This window comes from Prosthecobacter sp. (genome assembly GCF_014879935.1).
Classification (GTDB): Bacteria; Verrucomicrobiota; Verrucomicrobiia; order Verrucomicrobiales; family Verrucomicrobiaceae; genus Prosthecobacter.
In genome coordinates this window covers 62669-83089 of the sequence record NZ_JACSRD010000241.1, presented here as the reverse complement: position 1 = coordinate 83089, position 20421 = coordinate 62669, and the positions used below count along the sequence as shown (strand labels likewise).

Annotated in this window: 18 protein-coding genes; 9 read left to right on the top strand and 9 right to left on the bottom strand. The window is 60.9% G+C overall.

The features are described from left to right. Position 1: 1 nt before the first annotated feature. The 5 genes from IAE77_RS27770 to IAE77_RS27750 all read right to left on the bottom strand — a co-directional run bounded on the left by IAE77_RS27770 (position 2) and on the right by IAE77_RS27750 (position 8461). Positions 2 to 2161 carry a glycosyl hydrolase gene (locus IAE77_RS27770; RefSeq protein ID WP_294234064.1) on the bottom strand — a complete coding sequence of 720 codons (2160 nt, stop codon included), beginning with the start codon at positions 2159 to 2161 and terminating at the stop codon, positions 2 to 4. Between the two features lie 105 nt (positions 2162 to 2266). After that, complete coding sequence (locus tag IAE77_RS27765) at positions 2267 to 3118, bottom strand: hypothetical protein (RefSeq protein ID WP_294234061.1); 852 nt, start codon at positions 3116 to 3118, stop codon at positions 2267 to 2269. A 13-nt stretch (positions 3119 to 3131) separates the two neighbouring features. Further along, a complete protein-coding gene (locus IAE77_RS27760; RefSeq protein WP_294234059.1) occupies positions 3132 to 6239 on the bottom strand; it encodes a DUF4394 domain-containing protein in 3108 nt (1035 codons plus the stop codon). A 72-nt stretch (positions 6240 to 6311) separates the two neighbouring features. After that, the gene (locus IAE77_RS27755; protein ID WP_294234057.1) at positions 6312 to 6929 is read right to left on the bottom strand and encodes a response regulator transcription factor; all 618 of its coding nucleotides are present in this window, start codon (positions 6927 to 6929) and stop codon (positions 6312 to 6314) included. After that, a complete protein-coding gene (locus IAE77_RS27750; RefSeq protein WP_294234054.1) occupies positions 6926 to 8461 on the bottom strand; it encodes a HAMP domain-containing sensor histidine kinase in 1536 nt (511 codons plus the stop codon). Before IAE77_RS27750 ends, IAE77_RS27755 begins: the two co-directional genes overlap by 4 nt. A gap of 135 nt (positions 8462 to 8596) precedes the next feature. On the opposite strand from IAE77_RS27750, the gene IAE77_RS27745 reads away from it, so the two are divergent. From IAE77_RS27745 to argF, 7 genes are read left to right on the top strand one after another with little or no spacing between them, the layout of a single operon-like run. Then, on the top strand, positions 8597 to 9601 hold the full coding sequence (locus IAE77_RS27745; RefSeq protein ID WP_294234051.1) for a PepSY-associated TM helix domain-containing protein: 1005 nt from the start codon (positions 8597 to 8599) through the stop codon (positions 9599 to 9601). Continuing rightward, the gene (locus IAE77_RS27740) at positions 9598 to 11097 is read left to right on the top strand and encodes a HAMP domain-containing sensor histidine kinase (protein WP_294234048.1); all 1500 of its coding nucleotides are present in this window, start codon (positions 9598 to 9600) and stop codon (positions 11095 to 11097) included. Before IAE77_RS27745 ends, IAE77_RS27740 begins: the two co-directional genes overlap by 4 nt. Beyond that, positions 11094 to 11702 carry a response regulator transcription factor gene (locus IAE77_RS27735; protein WP_294234045.1) on the top strand — a complete coding sequence of 203 codons (609 nt, stop codon included), beginning with the start codon at positions 11094 to 11096 and terminating at the stop codon, positions 11700 to 11702. The genes IAE77_RS27740 and IAE77_RS27735 overlap by 4 nt, the downstream gene beginning before the upstream one ends. A 42-nt stretch (positions 11703 to 11744) precedes the next feature. Then, positions 11745 to 11951 carry a hypothetical protein gene (locus tag IAE77_RS27730; RefSeq protein ID WP_294234043.1) on the top strand — a complete coding sequence of 69 codons (207 nt, stop codon included), beginning with the start codon at positions 11745 to 11747 and terminating at the stop codon, positions 11949 to 11951. Beyond that, positions 11948 to 12208 carry a type II toxin-antitoxin system RelE/ParE family toxin gene (locus IAE77_RS27725; protein WP_294234041.1) on the top strand — a complete coding sequence of 87 codons (261 nt, stop codon included), beginning with the start codon at positions 11948 to 11950 and terminating at the stop codon, positions 12206 to 12208. Before IAE77_RS27730 ends, IAE77_RS27725 begins: the two co-directional genes overlap by 4 nt. 27 nt (positions 12209 to 12235) lie before the next feature. Beyond that, complete coding sequence (locus IAE77_RS27720) at positions 12236 to 13477, top strand: acetylornithine/succinylornithine family transaminase (RefSeq protein WP_294234040.1); 1242 nt, start codon at positions 12236 to 12238, stop codon at positions 13475 to 13477. Between the two features lie 32 nt (positions 13478 to 13509). Next, positions 13510 to 14412: an ornithine carbamoyltransferase gene (gene argF, locus IAE77_RS27715; RefSeq protein WP_294234038.1), complete on the top strand. Its 903-nt coding sequence runs from the start codon at positions 13510 to 13512 to the stop codon at positions 14410 to 14412. 6 nt (positions 14413 to 14418) lie between these two features. Here the strand turns inward: argF and IAE77_RS27710 are convergent, their stop codons facing one another. Beyond that, positions 14419 to 14901, bottom strand: coding sequence for a hypothetical protein (locus IAE77_RS27710; RefSeq protein ID WP_294234036.1), 483 nt, complete (start codon positions 14899 to 14901; stop codon positions 14419 to 14421). Between the two features lie 73 nt (positions 14902 to 14974). On the opposite strand from IAE77_RS27710, the gene murI reads away from it, so the two are divergent. Next, positions 14975 to 15787, top strand: a complete 813-nt coding sequence (gene murI, locus IAE77_RS27705; protein WP_294234035.1) for a glutamate racemase — start codon at positions 14975 to 14977, stop codon at positions 15785 to 15787. 99 nt (positions 15788 to 15886) lie between these two features. Further along, a complete protein-coding gene (locus IAE77_RS27700; RefSeq protein WP_294234033.1) occupies positions 15887 to 17023 on the top strand; it encodes an LptF/LptG family permease in 1137 nt (378 codons plus the stop codon). Positions 17024 to 17176: 153 nt separating this feature from the next. Here IAE77_RS27700 and IAE77_RS27695 read toward each other — a convergent pair whose 3' ends face one another. The 3 genes from IAE77_RS27695 to IAE77_RS27685 all read right to left on the bottom strand — a co-directional run bounded on the left by IAE77_RS27695 (position 17177) and on the right by IAE77_RS27685 (position 20300). Continuing rightward, positions 17177 to 18478 (bottom strand): amidohydrolase, encoded by a 1302-nt coding sequence (locus IAE77_RS27695; protein ID WP_294234031.1) that lies wholly within the window; start codon positions 18476 to 18478, stop codon positions 17177 to 17179. 6 nt (positions 18479 to 18484) lie between these two features. Beyond that, entirely contained in the window at positions 18485 to 19384 is a 900-nt protein-coding gene (locus IAE77_RS27690; RefSeq protein WP_345781027.1) for an FAD:protein FMN transferase, read from the bottom strand. 85 nt (positions 19385 to 19469) lie between these two features. Then, positions 19470 to 20300, bottom strand: coding sequence for an alpha/beta hydrolase (locus tag IAE77_RS27685; protein ID WP_294234025.1), 831 nt, complete (start codon positions 20298 to 20300; stop codon positions 19470 to 19472). Positions 20301 to 20421 lie beyond the last annotated feature (121 nt).

The window sequence follows — 20421 nt, the reverse complement described above, 5'->3', positions numbered from 1 at the left end:
CTCATGGCCCCACGACACGCACGCGCAGAAATTGCGGTCCGGTGCTCGTGGGCGAGTTGGAGCGCACAGTGACGACTTCGAGGCCGTTTTGTGGCACGCGTGACACTTCGGTGACCGCAGCGGTGTTCCAGTTGATGAGATCGGAAGACCATTCGACGGTGGTGACGAGATCGAGGATCGCTGGATCGTGGGTGAAGGTGATCGTGGCGTAGGTCTGACCGCTGAGCGTGACAAAGCCCTGCGTGGGCGAGGTGGCGGACGGAATGAGCGGATTGAGGCCCATGGCGGCTTCGAGGGCGTTGCAGAGGCCGTCTTGGTCGGGATCGGCGTTGAGCGGTTGATTCGTCAATCCGTTCGCGGCCTGCCAATACGCCGTCGTGTGGAGATAGTTGAGTTGCTCGCGGTTTGTCACACGCGGATCGGTGAGCAGCGGGACGTAGTTCGCGTTGTCTTTGATGGCGACGAAGGGGCCGGTGGGCCAACTGTTCCAGATGACGAAGAAGGCGCTGCGCGGATACCAAGTGTCGAGAGCAGGGAGGTAGAGCGAGTTGTAGGCGTTCGGCACGTCGTCCTCGTTCGGTGGCGGGCCGCCTTCGGTGATGGCGAAGGCTTTCGGATGCAGGCGTGACTGCTCATCGGCATCAAAGCCAGGATTCCAGCCGCTGATGTAGGCGCTGAAGCCCACGAGGTCGATCGCGTCATCGCCGGGGTAGTAGTAATCCATCGCCGCGCCTGCGCTGGCAGTGCCCGAGGGGCGATGCACGCCGAGGTGGCCTTCGATGGTCCAGATGATGTTGTGCAGGCCTTTGACGTTCACCAGGTAGTCGCGGAACCAGCGATAGAGCGCGACGAACTCATCCTGCTGCAGCCGCCCATACCAGTTCCACGAGCCATTTTGCTCCGAAAACGGGCGGAAGATCACCGGGCGATCTGGACCAAACAGCGCCAGCTCCGCCGCGATGGTATCCATCCAGCCGATCATGCGCAAATTCGCCACCGTGCCGGGTGTGAGCAGGTCGGGAATGTTCACGCCGGTCTTGTCGCCGTTGAAGCCGAGCGTCCATGGATTGCGCGGTGCGTAATGCAGGACCACGAGCCCGCCCGCATCCATGTAGGCACGCCCCACCGGTGCGCTGCTGGGTATTTGCAGCGCGGTGCCATTGCCTTCCGCAGCGATGCTGAGGATGGACACCCAGCTCGGATAGCCAGCCTGCGTCATGAGTGTGTTCAGACCTTCCACATAGTTCGTGTAATCGCCGCCTGGCACGTCTTGCGCGTTGGTGCCGGTGAGATAGCGGCCATTGCCGCGTGCGCCGCGTGTTTGCAGATAATACAGCAGCGCTTTTGTGGCGGTGCTGGCCACCGGATCGCTCGTGATTCCTGGATAAGAGGCGGCGCTGAGCGGATTCGTGTTCGCCCAGTATTCGATCTTGTTGCTGTGACCGTCGCCGTCCGCATCGAGAGCGGCATCGGCGCTGGAGTTTGGATTGAAGCCCTGAGCGAGTTCCCATTTGTCGGTCAACGTGTCGCCATCGCTGTCCTTCGCGTTGGGATTCGTCGTGGTCTCCTCGGCATTGCTCAGACCATCACCATCGCTGTCGAGTTCCATGAGGACATCGTCGAGGTTGTAGGACGGAAAAGCGCTCGCGGGCGCGGTGCTCGGGTAAAGCTGCTCGACCGCGAAATACATGCGCGCCGCAGTCGGCGTGCCGGTCCAGGAAACGGGCGCGATTCCCTCCACCGTGATCCATTGGCCGACTCGATCACTGCGCACCACCGTCTCCGCGAGGAGGATGGGCAACTGGCCGATGCTGGAGGCCACAAACATGAGGCAGCGCACCTGCGCGGGCGCATCGAGCTTGATCTGGAAGCGCGTGACATACGTCCCACCATTCGTCAGTGCCGCGAGCACGTTTTGCTGCTGCACCGGGCCATCCGTGGCCGTGCCGCGGCCTGCCACGCGCAGCGACAGCGGCGACGACGTAAAAGCAGACGCAGTGCGAGTGACGGAGAGTCCGACGGTCGTGCCGCTTTGCTGCCACGGCGAGATGAGAGCAACGTTCGCCGGATTGTTGTCAAAGCCGCCATTCTGGATCGGGCCAGCGATGGCGGTGGTGGTGAGCACGAGGAAGATGAACGAAGAAGCATGTTTGGCTTTCATGTGCCGATCGTCGGACACGACTGCAGAACCAACAATGCACCTCCGGGAGCATGTAGCCACGTCCCTGGACCACGATGAGATCACTCACTCGCGCACAACCCGGCTTTACCAACCGTGGAAGGGCCGGGAGAGTTTGAAGCCACGGCGTTGTTTCTCAGTGCGCGGTTCAAAGTCTGTCCAAACGAGACGGAGATGCGTATCGCCGATCACTTGCCACTCACTTCGGGCAGGTTGAGTCGCGTAAATGGCATCGGCAGCATCAAGGGTTTTGCCGCGCCCAAGCTTGGTATCGGGCCACACAATCTCGCCGACTTTAAGGCCGTTACTGAGCGTTGCGTCCACTTGCAGGCGTCCGATGCGCCCCTGCCAGACGCCGCCGGTGGCCGTAGTGTAATGAAAAAATGCGACCCCGAGTGCGCTGGTGCCATTCTGGACGCGGTAGTATCGCTCGATGGTCACCTCTTTGCCGGCAGGGAATTGAACGCGCACAACGTGCCACGCGCGAATCCCGGAAGCCTTGTCGAATGACCAAACTGTTGTCCGATCCGTATCCCCTCCTGGCTTCACCTCCCCGAGCCTGAGTGCTGCTTTCCGCTCCTTGCCGTCGATGAGGGTTCGAAGGTCGAGAAGCGGAGCCGTGTTCACCCGCTCGCTGATGACCCTGGCGTGCTCTGGATCCCGGCGTTTCATCTCCACACTGGCAGCGCCGATGTCAGGAAAGCCAACCAGATGCTCCACAGTGCCCTGCGGTGCAGAATTGCGGAAGGTAAAGATGGCGTGCATGGCGGTGAACTGATAGCCAAAATCAACCTGAAGGTGCTCGCGCTCCATGCGGACAGGACTTTCCCGTCCATCGTCCATATCCAACGGCCCTGGACCAAATCGACCATCATGAAGCGCTGTGTCATTGGCCGAGACGCAAAGGGGCAGTGCAAAAAGCAGGAAAAGAAGCTTCACGGAGTGATGCCTATCATGGTGTTGTAACTCGAAGTCGAATGAAACGATGGGCTGTGGTGCTTATGGGCGTATTGTCGCGAACGGTGATGAATTCGTTGCCATTCTGCATCGTTCGCGTGGACTCGGTGGTGAAGGCGTTTGACGGTGTGTCGCCATACGGAGAGTAAACAGAGCCATCCTGCCAGACGCTGAGATCGTCGGACACCTGAACGGTGTAAATCAAATCGTTGGCCGCTGCGGCGCGCGTGAAACTCAGGGACAGATGGCCCCCGAAGTAGTCCGCCACGGGCATGAATGTTGGCGGCGCACTGCCTGCCACTGCGCCTAACGCGTATTCCATCAAGTTGCTGACGCCATTGCCGTCGGGATCAGCGTCATCGCCACCGATCAGCGGGTTGCCTGCGTTCGCACCAAAGCGTGCTTGTTTCCAAACATCGCGCGGCGGAGCGATGACGAGGTCTCGGACTCTCTCCACCGTGCGAATGTCGCCCTGAAAGATGGCGTTGCCTTTGCTGAGGTTCACCGCATACAGACCCGCCCCTGTGGCACCGGGCAGACTGAGACACGCCCAGCCGTAAGAGGCTCCGCTCGGAATCTCCAAGGCTGAGTGTGTCTCCGTATCGAACCCGAGCCCGCCAACGGTCGCGAGCTGGCCGGAAGCCGGCGAGCCGATGCTCACAAGCGCATTCCGAACGGCCTCGATGCCATAGAGCATCTGCGATCCGCCGACCCAGGCGAAGTCAGCCCCCACAACCTGCGGCGTGGTGGCGGCGTTCGCGTCGCCAGCGGCGTAGGCGGGTGTTGTATCGGAGGAAATCGTCCCGCCCGTGGCGGGACTGATGACGAAATTTTGTCCGCCAGCAGTGAACAACCGCAGGTGGCCCGTGAGTCGATCAAAGGCGAGATCCATCGTCTCGCCCGTCGGAGTCGGCGCAAAGGCCGGGCCGACTGCCATCGCGACGCCGGTGAATGGATTGATCGTGTAGAGCACGCCTGCGGTGCCGACGGCGAAAAGCTTGCCCGTCACCGGTTGCATGGCGAGGGCGCGCAGCGAATCACCGCCTACGAGTCCACTTGGGATCGTAAAACTCAGTGGCGAGCCGGGCGCGCTGGTCCTGAAAAGGAACAGCGCATTGCTCGTGTGGCCCAGCGCATACATGAGCGTGGACGGTGGCGTGTCATCGTCTTGAATCGTGAGCGTCGCGGTGTCGATCACTCCGATCACGGCTCCACCACTAGGCGAGAAGAGCGCGAGGCTGATCGTCTCGGCGTTTTCGATCTCGGCGTCATTCAAGACGGGCACCATGAAGGACTTCGAAGCGCTGTCGCCATCTGCCCACGCCAGCGTGCCGACGCTGCCTGCATAGTCCGCACCGTCAGCGGCCGTTCCACCAGCGACGGTGGCAAAACTCACGCCGACAGCACCCGACGTGCCTCCCAGACGCGTGACCGTGATGGTGGCCGTGCCGCCTGACTCGTTGCGGCTGAAACTAGCGACGCTGAACTGCAATGCGCCTCCAGGCGGCGGCACGCTGGCGAGGCCGGTGCTCTCGAGCGCGCCCAAATCCATCGCGATGCCCTGCAACGTGCGTGCCTGAGATCCCTGCGGGAAAACATACTCGCGCGTCACCGTGAAATCGAGTGGCAGACCGGCAATCGCTTCACCAGCATCCAGAATGTTTGACGGCGTGAGCACATGGTAGTCGCGCGCATTCATGTCGATGAAGTGCGGATCATTCGCGCCGAGCGCATCGCCGACGATGAGGTTCCCGGTGCCGATCAGTTCACCGGACCAGGTTTGAGAAGGCGCGGTTTTGCGCCATCCGGGGCTGATCCAATTCTTGCCGAGGGTGATATCGCCGCCGCCATCGGTGGTGCCGCTGTTGATGAAACGGAAGGCATCATAAATGCCGGCCTGGAGCGCGGGATCAGTGTAGAAAATGTTGTTCCGGCAATCGACATTCTCATGCGTCGGGTTGGTGATGGACGCATTGGAGGTGTAGCTGCTACCCGGAAGCAGCAGAAGAGTCACGCCGGAATGATGGCTCACGATCGTGTTGTTATAAAGATGCAGCGTGCCGCGATACACGGGATCGTAGAGAGTGGCTCCATCGAACGCGCCCCACATGAAGGCCGTGATGCTGCCTGGGTAGTCCTTGATGGTGATGAGGTTCCCATAGACGTAGGCGTCGCGGTAATCAGGCTGGAGATCGATCTCGCCCGTGCCCGCTTGGGCGTTGGGCATGGCGATGACGTTCGACTGGCCGTCCATGACGAATTCGTTGTAACGGATGACGATGCCTGACGAGCGGTTCTTGATCGCGGTGCCATGCGCATTGGGGCGCAAGCCGCCAAACCGGTTGTATTGAATGATGCTGCCAGCGCACTCGACGTAGATGTGATGCTCGCCGAATCCATTGCTCAAAGGCACGCCATTGGGATCGGCCGGATTGGGAATCGGAGGGTTCGAGTTGTCATGAAGGTAGCAGCCTTCGATCAGCAGGCGGCGCGTGACCTGAAAACCCGGATTCTTGGAGTTAGCGTAGATGCCGTTGCCGCAGTTGCTGACCTCGCAGCCGCGAATGGCGAGATCGTGCGCCCACTCGATGTAGATGCCCGCAGCAAATGCGCCGTAGCCGCGCACGGCGCCGGACTTGTCCGTGTAGGTGATGCTGCCGTCGCCAGTGTAGCTGCCGTTGCGAACGTCGAGCGATTCGATGTCCACGAAGCTGATGTTGTAAGCGCCGTAAACGTAGGTGCTCTGGCGCGGGCTCACCAAAATCACGCTCCACTCGGTGAACTTGGGATGCCGGGGATCAAACGCGGGATCTTCGATGGCATCCTTGCCGTCGATGATCGGCAGTGCGTGCGTCGTCGGATCAGGAATGCCACGGATGATAATGTGCTGCGCCGCCGTGCCGCTCGCGGAGATTTGAATCTTCTCATGATAGCCGCCTGGCTTGTAGTGAATGTTGACGACATCACCAGGTTGCAAATTGGCCCACGCCACATCGCGCAGCATGGTCAGCGGTCGGCCGGGACCCACATCATAAGTCGCGGCGAGCGCACGATTCGTCAGGCAAATGAAGAGGAGAAGAACGAAGGCGTGAAGGTTTCTCATAACAGGGCCAAGGCTCGCGTGGCCAGGGAAACTCACAATGGATCGAAGGTGGTAATCGACGTGCAGTCGCGATCATCTCGACTCCGCCAGCACTTCCAGAGCACACAGCGTCGCGCTCGTTCTGCCTTCGACCCCCAGCTTCTCGAAGATGTGATTCGCATGCTTCTTCACCGTGCCGACGCTGATGCCACAAAGTGTGCCGATGTCGCCATTGCTCTTGCCCTGAGCCATCCAGAGCAGGATCTCCGCCTCGCGCGGCGAGATGCCCAGCTTCTCCAGCGGTGTGGCGTCCTCGAAGCTTGGCGTGAACGCGCGAACCTGCGAGTGACGCTGCAAACGTGTGAGCACGGCAGCGAGCAGATCCGCACTGGAGACGGGCTTTGGCAGGTAATCGTCCGCACCGAGCGCCATGCCGGTGCGCAGGTCCGGCATGCTTCCCTTCGCCGTGAGGAAGATGAATGGCAGCGAGGCGAGAGCAGGATCAGCACGCACTTGCGCGAGGATGTCGTAGCCATCCATGCCCGGCATCATGATGTCGCACAGGATGAGCCCAGGCTTCGACTCACGCAGCATCTGCAATCCCGTGGCCCCATCGGCTGCGCTCAGCACCTGATAGCCCTCGATGGTGAGGATCTGCGCGATGTTTCGCCGCAGGCTCGCATTGTCTTCGATGAGCAGAATCGTGGTCATGATACAGCTTTGGTGGGAATCGAAATGGTCACCGTGGTTCCTTGGCCCTCTGCGCTTTCGATGTTCAGCGAGCCTCCGTGCAAAGCAGCGCATCGACTCGCAATCGCCAGCCCAAGCCCCGTCCCCGGAGCTTCCCCCACATTGGTGCAGCGGTGGAATGGATCACACACTCGCGGAATATCGGCGGAGGGGATGCCGATGCCTTCGTCGCGAACGACAAGCGTCGTGCGCTCATCATCGGCGGCAGCTTCCAGAGTCACCGGCTGGTCTGGCTCAGAGTATTTGACCGCATTGCCCAACACGTTCTCGAGCACGCTGCCGATCAACAACGGATCGAGCATCACCTCGCACTTTGGAGCACGGACCTCGATGCGGCGCTCACCACCGGCTGCCTTGGACACGCGTTGCGCAGCTGCTTCACAGACGGCGAAAAGACTCACTCGCTCCCTCTGGCACGTCGTTCCACCGGCCTCCATGCGTCCGAGCAGCAGCACCTGCTCCACCATCGCCGTCATCTGCCGGGTGTTGTCACGGATCTCATCGAGCACTTCGCGACGTCGCTCAGTCGTCAGATGTCCCGCGTATTGATCCAGCAAGTCCGCGCCTGATTGGATGATGCCCAGCGGTGTGCGAAACTCATGCGACACACTCTGCGTGAAGAACCGCTGCTGCCGCAACACCTCGCGCTCGGCCTCTAGTGAGGCGTTGAGACGTGCGGCTCGGCCAGCCAGTGATGCAAGTAACAGCAGCGGCAGCGTGCTCAGACCCACCGCGATGAAGGTCAGCCACGGAGTCGGGGCATCATACTTGTCAAAGCCTGTGCCGCGCTGAATACGGGCCACCCACGTCGCCACGCCATCGCTGATGGGCACGAAACTCGCGATGTCAGACGAGGCTAGCATCGTCGCCTGAGGCGTGGCCGCCAGCACGTCATCGCGGATCAATTCCAAAGCACGATCTCGGCACATCGTGGCGAGATCAACCCATGCCACGATGTAGCCACGCGGTTCACTTGCTGGAGCAGCGCCCGGGATTGTCAGCAACACCAACATTCGGTCGTGATCAATCGTGCAGCCCATGGTCGCGAACGGATCACTCGGTGGAGCAGCCTTGAGCGCGTCAGTGACACCGTCCAGTCGCCGCAGATCGTCTCCCAACGCCGCAACCGGCATACGCTGATCGCTCAGCCATCGCAACATGAGGCGTCCCTCCTCCCTTCGTGCATAGCCCATGGCGAGAAGATGCGGCAGTCGCTCCTGCCAGGAAAACGCTGGAAGCATCTTTCCTACCAGCAGACCAGCCTCATCCAGATTCCGCGCCTGCTGCCGCACCTCACGGGGGAAGTAGGTGTGGCGCTCAAAGCTGCGCAAGAGCTGCTCGGCCAGCACCTTCACGGTCGTCTGATAAACCAGCGCATCCTTCTGTCGCCCATCGCGATACGTCCGCACAGCCAGCCATGCCGGCACCAGTGCAAACACGAGCGCCAGCAGTGCCAGCAAACGCGACTGCTCGATCCAGCGGACCTTTTTCATCACCTGCACCCTACATCGTCAGCCACGGACGCCAATACCTCTGAGGATGTATTCCTCGGCACGCGGCGGTCTGATGCTCCTTTCGGTGCATCGTCACCAGCTTGCCATCGCGGTCATCCACGCTGAAATGCTCGAATGAATCTCCGACGCGCTCTTTTGTGGCTCCACCGTTGGGCTGGCGTGCTCGCGGGTCTCGTCGTGCTCGTGATCGCTGTCACCGGCGGTGCGCTGGTGTTTGAAAACACAATCCAGCGCTGGCTTCGGCCGGAATTGTATCCGCAGCATGCCACAGCGAAGTCGGAGCGTGCGCCCATCTCGATAGCGCTCCAGCAATTTCCCCGCGCACAAGGCATCCGCCTTCCACGCGATGAAACCGATGCGCTGGTGCTCTTTGCCGGACCGCAGGCCGTTCACTTCGATCCGCGTGATGGCAGGCAACTCGGCACGCGTCAGCGCATGGGCGGCTGGGAGCAGACGATGCTCAAACTGCACGTCAACCTGCTTCAAGGCAGCGTCGGCGGCACCATCATCGTCGTGGCGACGTGCATCACGCTCGGGCTCGCACTGACGGGTTTGTGGCTGTGGTGGCCGCTGCGCATTTTTAGCATTCGTCGCGGCTCAAACTTCCGCCGCTTCAATCTCGATCTGCACAGCGTCGCCGGCCTCTACTCGTCCGTTTTTCTTCTCGTGCTCGGCATCACCGGCCTCACGCTGCGCTACATGCATGGTGAGCACCCGCAAAACCCGCAGGTACCGTTCGTGCAGCCCAATCAGCCGCTTCTCAGCGTGGATGAAGCCATCGTGAAAGCGGAAGCCGCGCTGCCAGGAGCACGCGCCGCTGCCGTGGAGATGCCGCCGCCGCAAAGGCCGGTGTTTCGCGTGCAGCTCGCCTATCCGGAGGATGGATCGCCCGCGGGCCGCAGCGTAGTCTTCATCAGCCGACTCGATGGCAGCGTGCTAGGCATGAACAGCTCGCGCGAAGGCTCGCTGCTCGAAGTGTATCAGAAAAACCAGCTCGCGATGCACATGGGCAGCATCGGTGGCATGTTGGGGCGCTGGCTGGCCTTTCTGACCTGTGTGGCGCTGGTGCTGCAAATCCTCAGCGGCTACGTTTTGTGGCTGAAACGCAAATCCGCATGAAAACACCGCGCTGGCTCGAACAACCGCGTGCGCTCGCCGCGCTGACGCTGGCGTTTGCGCTCGTGCCGGCGGCGTTTGCGCTCATCAGCTTCAAGGCCGCGCGTGAACGCGATGCGAAACTCTTCGACACCGCCACGCAGGTGCTTGGCGAGCAGTTGAAGCTCGCCACCTACCGCCATGTTTCCTTCCTCAGCCTGCTGCGCAATCAGTGGCGCTCCGTCACCACGCCTGTGAACCCGCCGGACACGGCGCTGCCGCCTTCGGGATGGTCGAAGCGGCTTCCGCATCTCCTCGCCGTCGCCTATGCCAGTGACGAAGGCCTAGGCACCATCCTGCTGCGCTGGCAGGCAGGCCGTGACTTGCAAAAACAGCCCGGCGACAACCTAGCCGCCGATCCTGCGCTCGCGCCCGTGCTCGAACGTGCCCGCAGCATCGGCACGCCCATGCCTTATGCCGCGCGCATCAGCGTGAACCGCATCGCCATCATCGAATTCGTGCCTGGTGCGGACGATTTGCGACGCATGCGTGGCTTCATGATTGGCTGGCTCGACCTGGACTCGATCTGCCATGACGAATCACTGCCGTTGCTCGCGCAAAACATCCTCCACGCCGCCACCGAAGGCCCGGATGGCCATCGCGTCGAAATCAGCGGCGAAGGCGAAGTCACCTGGGCTGCCACGATCACACGCGGACCGCAGTTCAGCCGCGAATACGGCACGCCCACGCCCTGGATCGGCTTCGTCGCGCTCGGCTTGAGCGTCGTGCCGCTGAGCTTGCTCGTCATGCTCGCCTCCCGCGCCGGAAAGCTCCGCGCGGCGCTGGAGGCCGAGCAGCTCAAAAATCAGTTCGTCAGCACGGTGTCGCATGAGTTCCGCACGCCGCTGAGTGTCATCCTATCCAGTGCCGAGCTGCTGGAGGCCCACGCGGCCTCTTTGAGCGAAACACGCCGCCTCGAACTGCTCACGCAGATCAAAGCCTCGACGAACCGCATGAACGAAATGGTCGAGCAGGTGCTCCTCCTCGGCCGCATCGAATCCGGCGCGATGAAGCCGAATCCGCAGCCTGTCGATGTCGCGGCGTTTTGCCGCGAAATCGTCGAAGAGGTCCAAACGGCCACGCAGCACCGTTGCGAGATCGAATGGAAGCCATGCGAAGGTACGCGAACGTTTGATGTGACTTTGATGCGCAGCGTGCTGACGAATCTGCTCACGAATGCGGTCAAATACTCGAATGCGGGCTCCAAAGTCATTTTTGGCGCTCAAGACTTGGGTGACTTGCTGAGATTTCTGGTAGCCGATGAAGGCATCGGAATTCCAAAAGCTGATCAAAGTCGAATTGGCGAGCCATTTCATCGTGCAGCGAATGTTGGTGACGTGTCTGGCACAGGTTTGGGCTTAACAGTCGTCAAAAGGAGTGTGGCTCTTTGCGGAGGCGAATTCTCGTTTTGGAGCGAAGAGGGTCAAGGAACGCATGTTTCGATCTTTTTGCGTGTATGACCACTATTCTGCTCATCGAAGACCACGCGCCGCTGCGTGAGAATTTACGCGAGATGCTCGCGCTGGAGGGCTTTCGCGTGCTGGCGGCCGAAAATGGTCACGCAGGCCTCGAACTGGCCGCACGCGAGCATCCTGACCTCGTTTTGTGCGACATCATGATGCCCGGCATGGATGGGCATGAGGTCTTGCAGCGCTTGCGGGCCACGGCGGCGACGAAAGCCGTGCCATTCATCTTTTTGACCGCCAAAGGCACACCGCCAGACATCCGCGCCGGCATGAATCTCGGTGCCGACGACTATTTGCCGAAACCCGTCTCGCGAAACGATCTGCTCAAAGCTGTGCGCATGCGCCTGGAACGCGCCAAGCAACAGCAGCGCTTCACACCCAACTTCGACGATCCCAAGCCGCTCGAAAAACTCGGCATCTCCCCCCGCGAGGCCGAGGTGCTGCTCTGGGTGGCACAAGGGAAGGGCAATCAAGAAATCGCCGAGATTCTCGGCCTCAGCGTCGCCACCGTGAAGAAGCACACGATCCACATTTTCGAGAAACTCGGCGTCGAAAGCCGCACCGCCGCCACGCTGCGGGCGGTGGAGGCACTGGGGTGAATATTTGCTTTTCACCCCGGCACAGAGCGTTACTTTGCTCCCATGAGCACCATCGCCAAAGAAAAGCTTGCTGACATCGTCACCCTCTCCCCCGAAGAGATGCGCGAGATCATGCTCGGGATTCACGAGGCTCTGGAGGACATTGAGGATGCCGAGGATGCGAAGCGTATCCTTGGCGAGATCGAGCGCGGGGAGGCAGAGACGGTGCCTTGGGAGGAAGTGAAAAGAAACCTGGGACTCGAGGGATGAGCAAAGCGTATCAAGTCATCTTTGATCGCCGGGCAGAGAAAGAACTCGAATCATTGCCTCAAACCGAGCAAAAACGGATTCAAAAGGCCGTCGATTCTCTCGCATCGAATCCCCGGCCGCCCGGAGCGATCAAAATGTCTGGTTCGACCTCGTGGCGTATTCGAGTGGGTGACTACCGCGTCATTTACAGTATCCAAGATCAAGTGCTCATCGTGCTTGTGCTCAAAATCGGCCACCGTCGCGACATCTACCGCTAAACCACCACTCCAAGACTCCATCCCTCCATGTCCACTCCTCACCCTGAAACCCAATGGCTCTCGCAATACGTGCTCGGCAACTACGGCCGTTACGACGTGTGGCCTGTGCGAGGTGAGGGCGCGTATGTGTGGGATCGCGATGGGAAGAAGTATCTCGACTTCGCGGGCGGTGTGGCCGTTTGCCCGCTCGGGCATTGCCCGCCGCCGGTGGTGAAGGCGCTCGCCGAGCAGGCGAGCACGCTCATCCATGTGTCGAACTGGTATTGCATCGACAAGCAGGCCGAGCTCGCGCGTCTCATCGTCGAGGAATGCGTGGAGATTCCCGGCAAGTGCTTCTTTTGCAACAGCGGCGCGGAGGCGAATGAGGGCCTGATCAAATTCGCTCGCAAATACGGCCAGCAGACCGGCGGTCGCTACGAGATCATCACCTTCACCGGCAGCTTCCACGGCCGCACCTTCGGCGCGATGACCGCCACGGCGCAGGAGAAGATCCACGGCGGCTTTGGCCCGCTGCCGCCCGGATTCGTCTATGTGCCCTTCAATGATCTCGAAGCCCTCAAAGCCGCGATCACCGACAAAACCGTCGCCATCCTCGTCGAGCCCGTGCAGGGCGAAAGCGGTGTGAATGCCGTCACCGCCGAGTTTTTGCGCAGAGCGCAGGCCTTGTGCCGCGAAAAGGATCTGCTGCTGCTCCTGGACGAAGTTCAGGTCGGTTTTGGCCGTGCGGGCGAAATGGCCGGCTGGCGCAGCATCGTTCCCGGCGATGAAATTCAGCCCGATGGCATCAGTTGGGCCAAAGCCATCGGCAGTGGCTTCCCGCTCGGCTCTTTCTGGATCAACGACCGCCGCGAACCGGGCAAAGTGCTCGGCCCAGGCACGCACGGCACGACTTACGGCGGCTCGCCGCTCGCCTGCGCCGTCGGCATTGCCACGCTACGCACGATCCTCGACGAAAAACTCTGTGACAACGCCAAGACCCGCGGCGCAGCCATTTCTGCCGCCGGTCGTGCGTGGAATCATCCGCTCATCCAAGAAGTGCGCCAACTCGGCCTCTTCATCGGCTGGGAACTCAACGCCGAGGCTTTCAAAGCCAAGGCAGGTGACAAAGCCGCCTCCATCTTCCTCGCGCAAAAGCTCCTCGACGCCGGCATGATGGTCACGCCCGCCGGTCCGAACGTCGTCCGCTGGCTGTCCCCGCTGAATATCACCGAAGCTCACCTCAACGAAGGACTCGCGATCTTCAAAGGCGTGCTCGATTCGTTGCTGTGACTCTCTGCTCTTAGCCCTCCGCCCTCCGCTATATGAATCATCTCCTTTCCATCGAAGAACTCAGCAAGGACCAGATCGAAAAGATCGTCGATCTCGCCTGCGTCCTGAAAAAGGACCGCAAATCGTCGCCACAGGTGCTCACGGGGCAGCAGTGGGCGCTCATCTTCACGAAATCATCGACGCGCACCCGCGTGAGCTTCGAGGTCGGCATTCGTGAGCTCGGCGGGCAGGTCATGTTCCTCTCGGGAGCCGACATCCAGCTCGGCCGTGGCGAGCCGATCAAGGACACCGCCCGCGTTTTGGGCCGCATGATCCATGGCGCGGTCATCCGCACCTTCGCGCAGCAGGACGTGGTCGATTTCGCCAAGCTCAGCGGCATCCCCACGATCAACGCACTGACCGACGACGAGCATCCCTGCCAGATTTTGGCCGATTTGCAGACCATCCAGGAGCGTCTCGGCGGCTGGGCGGGCAAACGCGTTTGTTTCCTCGGCGATGGCGATTGCAACGTCGCCCGCTCGTGGATCTGGGCCTCGGCCAGACTCGGCTTCGAGCTCGTCATCGGTGCTCCGAAGGCTTTTCAGCCGCAGGAGAGCTTCATGCGCAACGTGCCCGCCGGAACCATTCGCGTCGTCGATGATCCCGCCGAGGCCGTGAAAGGCTGCGACGTGCTCTACACCGATGTGTGGGTCAGCATGGGCAAAGAAGCCGAAAGCGCCGACCGCATCGAAATTTTGAAGCCCTGGCAGATTAACGACGCGCTCCTCAAGCACGCCAAACCGAACGCCATCGTCATGCACTGCCTCCCCGCCTACCGCGGCAAGGAAATCACCGACGAAGTCATGGAAGCCAACGCCGACGTCATCTTCGACCAAGCCGAAAACCGTCTCCATGCGCAGAAAGCGGTGATCGTGCAGATCACGCGGAAGGCCTAATGGAACCTACTCGGGATTCCTTTTTGTATTCGCTGGAGGCGGGTTGACCCAAGAATTGTCGCTGCTCTCACTCTGAAGCAGCGCATCCCCTTCATGTGAAGCTGGTTTCGGCACGCGAATCTCGACCCCAAACGAGTCATCAACCACATGATAGAAACTGCTGACAAAGAGGCAGAGAAGCAAGGTCGCACAAGACGCTATCCCGAGCACGCCTACCCAAGTGCGTGGAGCCAACAGCCACACACCCGCCAACCGTTCATGAATGGTTACGCATCGATAAGTGATCATACCTGACGCCCCGATCACCATGCCGTCAGGATCATTCTGATCGCCTGATTCTTGAAGCATTTTGGCTTTCTCGTGTTCCCAAATCGCCTTCGCTTCCTCCGTGGGCTCTGATGGAGGCAATACCATTAGGACAAACGACCAGATAAAGGGGAGAAGCAGCAGGCAGCCGATGCCAAAGGTGATGAACTTCGTTGCAGTCATGGATGGCGGATGGTTTCTTGCGCGATTCTGTGAAGAACTGCAACCCTTGGCAATACCAACATAAACCGATCTCATGAGCACCTCCGTCAGCGCCAATAGCCCTCTCGGCGTCTTCGACTCCGGCGTGGGTGGTTTGACGGTCGTGCGGGCGCTGCGGGATCTGCTGCCGAACGAATCCATCGTGTATCTCGGCGACACGGCGCGTGTGCCCTATGGCTCAAAGTCGCCGGACACCATCCGGCGCTTCTCGATGGAGGACACGCAGTTCCTCGTCTCGCATGGCGTGAAGGCGGTCGTGGTGGCGTGCAACACGGCCACGGCGCATGCGCTGCCGGTTTTGCAGGCGACGTTTCGCGTGCCGGTGGTCGGCGTGCTCGGCCCCGGGGTCGAGGCGACGCTGTCGGAGCCGAATTGCGAGCGTGTGGGCATCATCGGCACGGCGGGGACGATTCGGAGCCATGCGTATCAGCATGAGATCGCGATGCGGCGCCCGGATGTGATGATCGAGGCCAAAGCGACGCCGCTGCTCGTGCCCTTTGTCGAGGAAGGCTGGACGGATCATCCCGCGCTCAAATCGGTGCTTCGGGAGTATTTGAAGCCGATGCTCGACAAAGGCATCGACACGCTCGTGCTCGGTTGCACGCACTATCCGCTGCTGGTTCCGGTGCTGAAACGCATGCTCGGACAAAAAGTGCGCCTCGTGGACTCCGCCAGCACTTGTGCGGCGCATGTGAAGGCGAAGCTGGAGCAGGACAACCTGCTGAGGACGACCAAATCGAAGCCCACGCTCGAGATTTACCTCACCGACCATTCCGAGCAGGCCGAGAACCTGGCCAAACGCTTCCTGGGCACCGATTTCGGCAAGGTGAAGAAGGCCGTGGTGTAGCACAGACAAGCCTGCCCCTGTGTGAGGGTGTACTTTCGCGGACAGGACTGCCCGCGCGACTTGCCCGGCGTTCACATCTCGCTAGCCTCGCCAAACGACATGTTTCCCCGCATTTTTGACCGCTATCTCGGCCGCCAGGTCGGAACCGCCACGCTGATCGGCGTGGCGTTGCTCAGCGGCGTCATGGTGCTGGGGAATGTGTACAAGAAGCTCGACGAACTGCTCGGCAACACGGAACTGCCGATCTCGGTCATCCTGGAGTTTGTGGCGATGGTGATCCCCTTCTCGCTCATCTTCACCATTCCGTGGGCTTTCCTGACGGCGATCCTGCTGGTCTTTGGCCGTCTGTCCGCCGACAACGAGCTGGTGTCCCTGCGGATGACCGGCATGTCGATGACCCGCATCTGCGCTCCGGTGTTTGTGCTGGCGGTGGCGCTCAGCGGCATCTGCCTGTGGGTGAATGTGATCCTGGCTCCGGCGGCGAAGGACCACATGAAGCGCCTGTTTTACCAGGTGGCCGTGAAGAATCCGGAAACGCTGTTCCAGGAGGGGCAGGTGCTCGAGCGTGTGCCCGGTTACCGCATCTACACCGGCAAGCGGAACGACAAGGCGCTGACGGATCTGCACATCATCAAGCTTGGGAACTCCGCCAACGCCGAAAGCTACATCCACGCGGACAGCGGCATGATCCAGACGGTGGAAGGAAAGCTCGACTTCAACATGCTGCTGAAAGACGTGCACATCGAGCATCTTCCCGCCGCGAAAGCCGAGGGGCAGCCCATCGTGCCGAAGCCTTCCAGCCTCACCGAGTTTCCCATCGAGTTTCCGCTCTCCGACATGCAGCAGGACGCCGTGCGGGTGAATGCGAGCATGAAGAGCACCGCGGCCCTGAATGAGGAGGTGCGCACCTGGAAGGACACATTCACCGGCGAGCATCTGACCGAAGTGGCCCGTTCGCTCTCCCGCACGGAGCTGCACAAGCGCTACAGCTTCTCGCTGGCATGCCTCACCTTCGCGCTGGTCGGCATTCCACTCGGGGTGACAGCCCAGCGACGTGAGACCTCCTCAGGCTTCGCGCTGAGCCTCGGCACAGCCACGGTTTACATGGTGTTCATCATCCTGGCGGACAACTTCAACGACAAGCCGGCGGCGATGCCTCATCTCATGATGTGGCTGCCAAACGCACTCTTCCTCGGCATCGGTGGCTGGCTGTTTTACAAGCTGGGCCGGAAGTGAGCCACTCTCCAGGCCCAGGTGCTTGTTGGTGAAGGCTTCTCGAAGGTGGTTGGAGCCCTCCTCTCCCTCCGGAGGCATGCTGCCGGAGGGGCTTCGTGCTGTTCCGGGCAGCGATCTGCTGATGAGCGGTCACACCAAGCTTTCAAACAGGACCTATCGTCTGCCTAACAAGCCAATCACAGCCGAGGCCATCGCCTTGACTCCCGTTTCGATGGTCGGTTCCGGCACCGGTTTGAACAACGGCGAATGCAGCGACGGCAGCGTCGTGCCTTTGGCCTTCGCCTCCTCAACGGCTTCGGGCGGCTGGGTGCCCAGCCAGAACATGCACAGCGGCACATTCTCCTTGGTCAGGCCGTATTCGGAGAAATCCTCGGCTCCCATCACCGGCTCGCGGGTGAGCACGTTGCCTTCGCCAATGGCCGCGCCGGCATGGGTGCGCACCTCGGCGCAGAGAGACGGCTGGTTGTAGAGCGCATTGGCGCTGTCATCGGAAACAATGACCTCTGGCATCTTGTCGGCAGGCATGCTGGCGGATTCGGCCTGGGCTTTGACGATGCGTTTGATGGAATCGATGAGGTGCTGCCGCGTCTCCTTCCTGTAGCTGCGGAGGGTGAGCTGCAGGCGCACCTCGTCTGAGATGATGTTGCTCTTCGTGCCGCCATGAATGCTGCCCACGGTGACCACCGCAGGATCACCGGGCCTGACCTCGCGGCTGACGATCGTCTGCAAAGCCAGCACGATGTGCGAGGCGAGCACGATCGGATCTCTGCACAGGTGCGGCATGGAGCCGTGGCCTCCGACGCCCTTCACCACGATCTCGACCGAATCGACATTCGCCAGAGCGAACCCTTCCACGATGCCGATCTGCCCGTGCGCCATGTCCGAGGAGCAATGCAACGCCACCGCCTTGTCCGGCTTCGGAAACTTGGTGAAGAGGCCGTCCCGCAGCATGAACCGCGCCCCGAGCACGCGTTCCTCCGCCGGCTGCCCGATCATGACAACCGTCCCCTTCCATTGATCACGCGTCCTGGACAGCACCCGTGCCGTGCCGACGAAGCTGCTCATGTGGATGTCGTGACCGCAGGCGTGCATGACATTCACCTCCCGTCCCAGGTCGTCCTTCACGACCTTCGTGCTCGCGTAGGAGGCGCCTGTGAGCTCCTTGACCGACAGGGCGTCCAGATCCGTGCGCACCAGGATCACCGGCCCGTCGCCGTTCTTCAAAACGCCGACGATTCCATGACCGCCGACCTTCTCCGTGACCTCGAATCCGGCCTCCCGCAGCTCCTTGGCGACCCGGGCCGAAGTCTCCACCTCATGCAGGGACAGTTCCGGATTCCCATGCAGCTCCTTGTAAAGCGTGACCAGCGACGGCAGCTCGGCCTTCGCGAGCGAAGCCACGTCCGCGGCGAAGATCGGAGAAATGGCAAAAAGAGCGGCGAGAATGGATTTCATGAAGGCTTAAACGCAGACGGGGAAGTTCTTTGTCCGCAACTCATGACCATCTTTGAAGATCAAGAAAGCGTCCGCGTCCGGATAACGGTGAATCAAGTCGAGTCCACGTTCGGCACCGAGCACGAACAGCGCCGTGGAAAGCGCATCCGCGGCCATCGCCGTTGGAGCAAGCACTGAAACGCTCGCCAGTTCGCCAGGTGATTCGCCCGTGTGAGGATCTAGGATGTGGTGGCGGCTGAAGTCGTGGCTGAACGATGTCTCGTAATCGCCGGAGGTCGCGAGACACCGGTTTTCGAGCGGTGTGAGCGCCGCGAAGGCATTGCGCTGCCGTGGATGCTGGATGCCGATGCGCCAAGGGGCGTTCTCGGCGTTCATTCCGTGTGCGCTGAACTCGCCCGCGTCGATCAATGCGTGCTCCACACCGTGCGCACGCATCACGCGCATCGCAGCATCCGCCGCGAAGCCCTGCGCGATGCCATTCAGCGTGATCGCCATGCCGGGGGCGAGCTTGATGCGGTTTGCATCGAGTTCGACCTTCCGCCAGTCCACGAGCGCGAGTGTGTCAGCATCCGGTTTCGCACCTTTCAGCTTCCACAGCGGCTGAACCGTCACATCGAAGGCTCCATCCGACTTTTCAGCCACTTCGGCCGCGAATCGCAGCACTTCGACCAAGGAGGCGTCCGGCATTTCGAGCGCTCCATCTCGGTTCAGCCGCGAAATCTGGCTCTCAGGCCGGTAGAGGCTCATCACGCTCTCGACACGCTCCAGTTCCGCGAAAGCCGCGTCGAGCGCTGCATTGGCAATGTCTTCGTCCGCGTGCAGGACAGTCATCTTCACCGCAGCCCCGAGAGCTGAGGAGATTCGAGTGTGAACCCACGAGCCGGAGTTACGAGAACAGCCTGACATCAATGCTCCTGAAGCCAGAGCGATGAAACGCCGGCGGCTGAATTCGGAATGAGTCAAAGAGGTGCTCATGACAGCAGAGGTCGTTTCACTTGTGCAACCAGCCCATCGAATTCATCCAATCAGCCGCACGTTGCGGCCACGCATTGATGGGCTGCTTGTTGTCCCGCATCCCGAAGCCGTGGCCGCCTTTGGTGAAGAGATGGAGTTCGCAGGGGATTTTGTGCTTCTTGTATTCGAGATAGAGCACGGTAGCCGCTGTGGGATTCTGGCCGTCGTCGTGGGCACAAGCGAGAAACATGGGTGGCGCATCGCCAGGCACGGTGAAGCCTTCTTTCAGCTTGGTCGGCTCTTTATAGTCCACAAAACCGCCGCCGTAGATCATGACGCCAAAATCTGGCAACTCGGTCTTTGCCAGACGATCACACGCGATATGAGCCAGCAGATTTCCACCCGCGCTGAAACCGAGCAGGCCGACACGCTTCGGATCGAGGCTCCAGTCCTTGGCATGCTCGCGGACCAGGGCGATGGCTTTGGCGGCATCCTGAACCGGTTTTTCATGCGGAGCGGCCTCATCGCGGGTCGGAGTTCGATATTTGAGCAGGATGCCGGTGACGCCGAGGGTGTTCAGCCATTCGCAGACTTGCGTGCCTTCATGAATGGCGGAGAGAAAGACGTAGCCTCCGCCGGGAGCGACGATGACGGCGGTGCCGTTCGGCTTTTCCGGGCGATACACGGTGATCGTTGGTTCGTGAATGTCGGTGATCGTGCTTTTGCCGGCCTTGGTGCGGATGAAGTCCTCGGTGGCCTTGGAATGCGGCTGCATTTTCCCCGGAGGGCCGTCAGGCCAGAGCTTGAGCTCGATGGGTTCGGCGGCACTGAGGGGCAACGCGGTGAGGAGGAAGAGCAACGATTTCATGGATGATGGAGATCGTAGCGGATCAAACCTCACTGTTGGAACACATTTTTCGTAAAGGCGGCAGCAAAGTGGCCCGCACAGTCCCCTGTGCGGTTGTGCGCAGCCATCTGACACGCTTCCG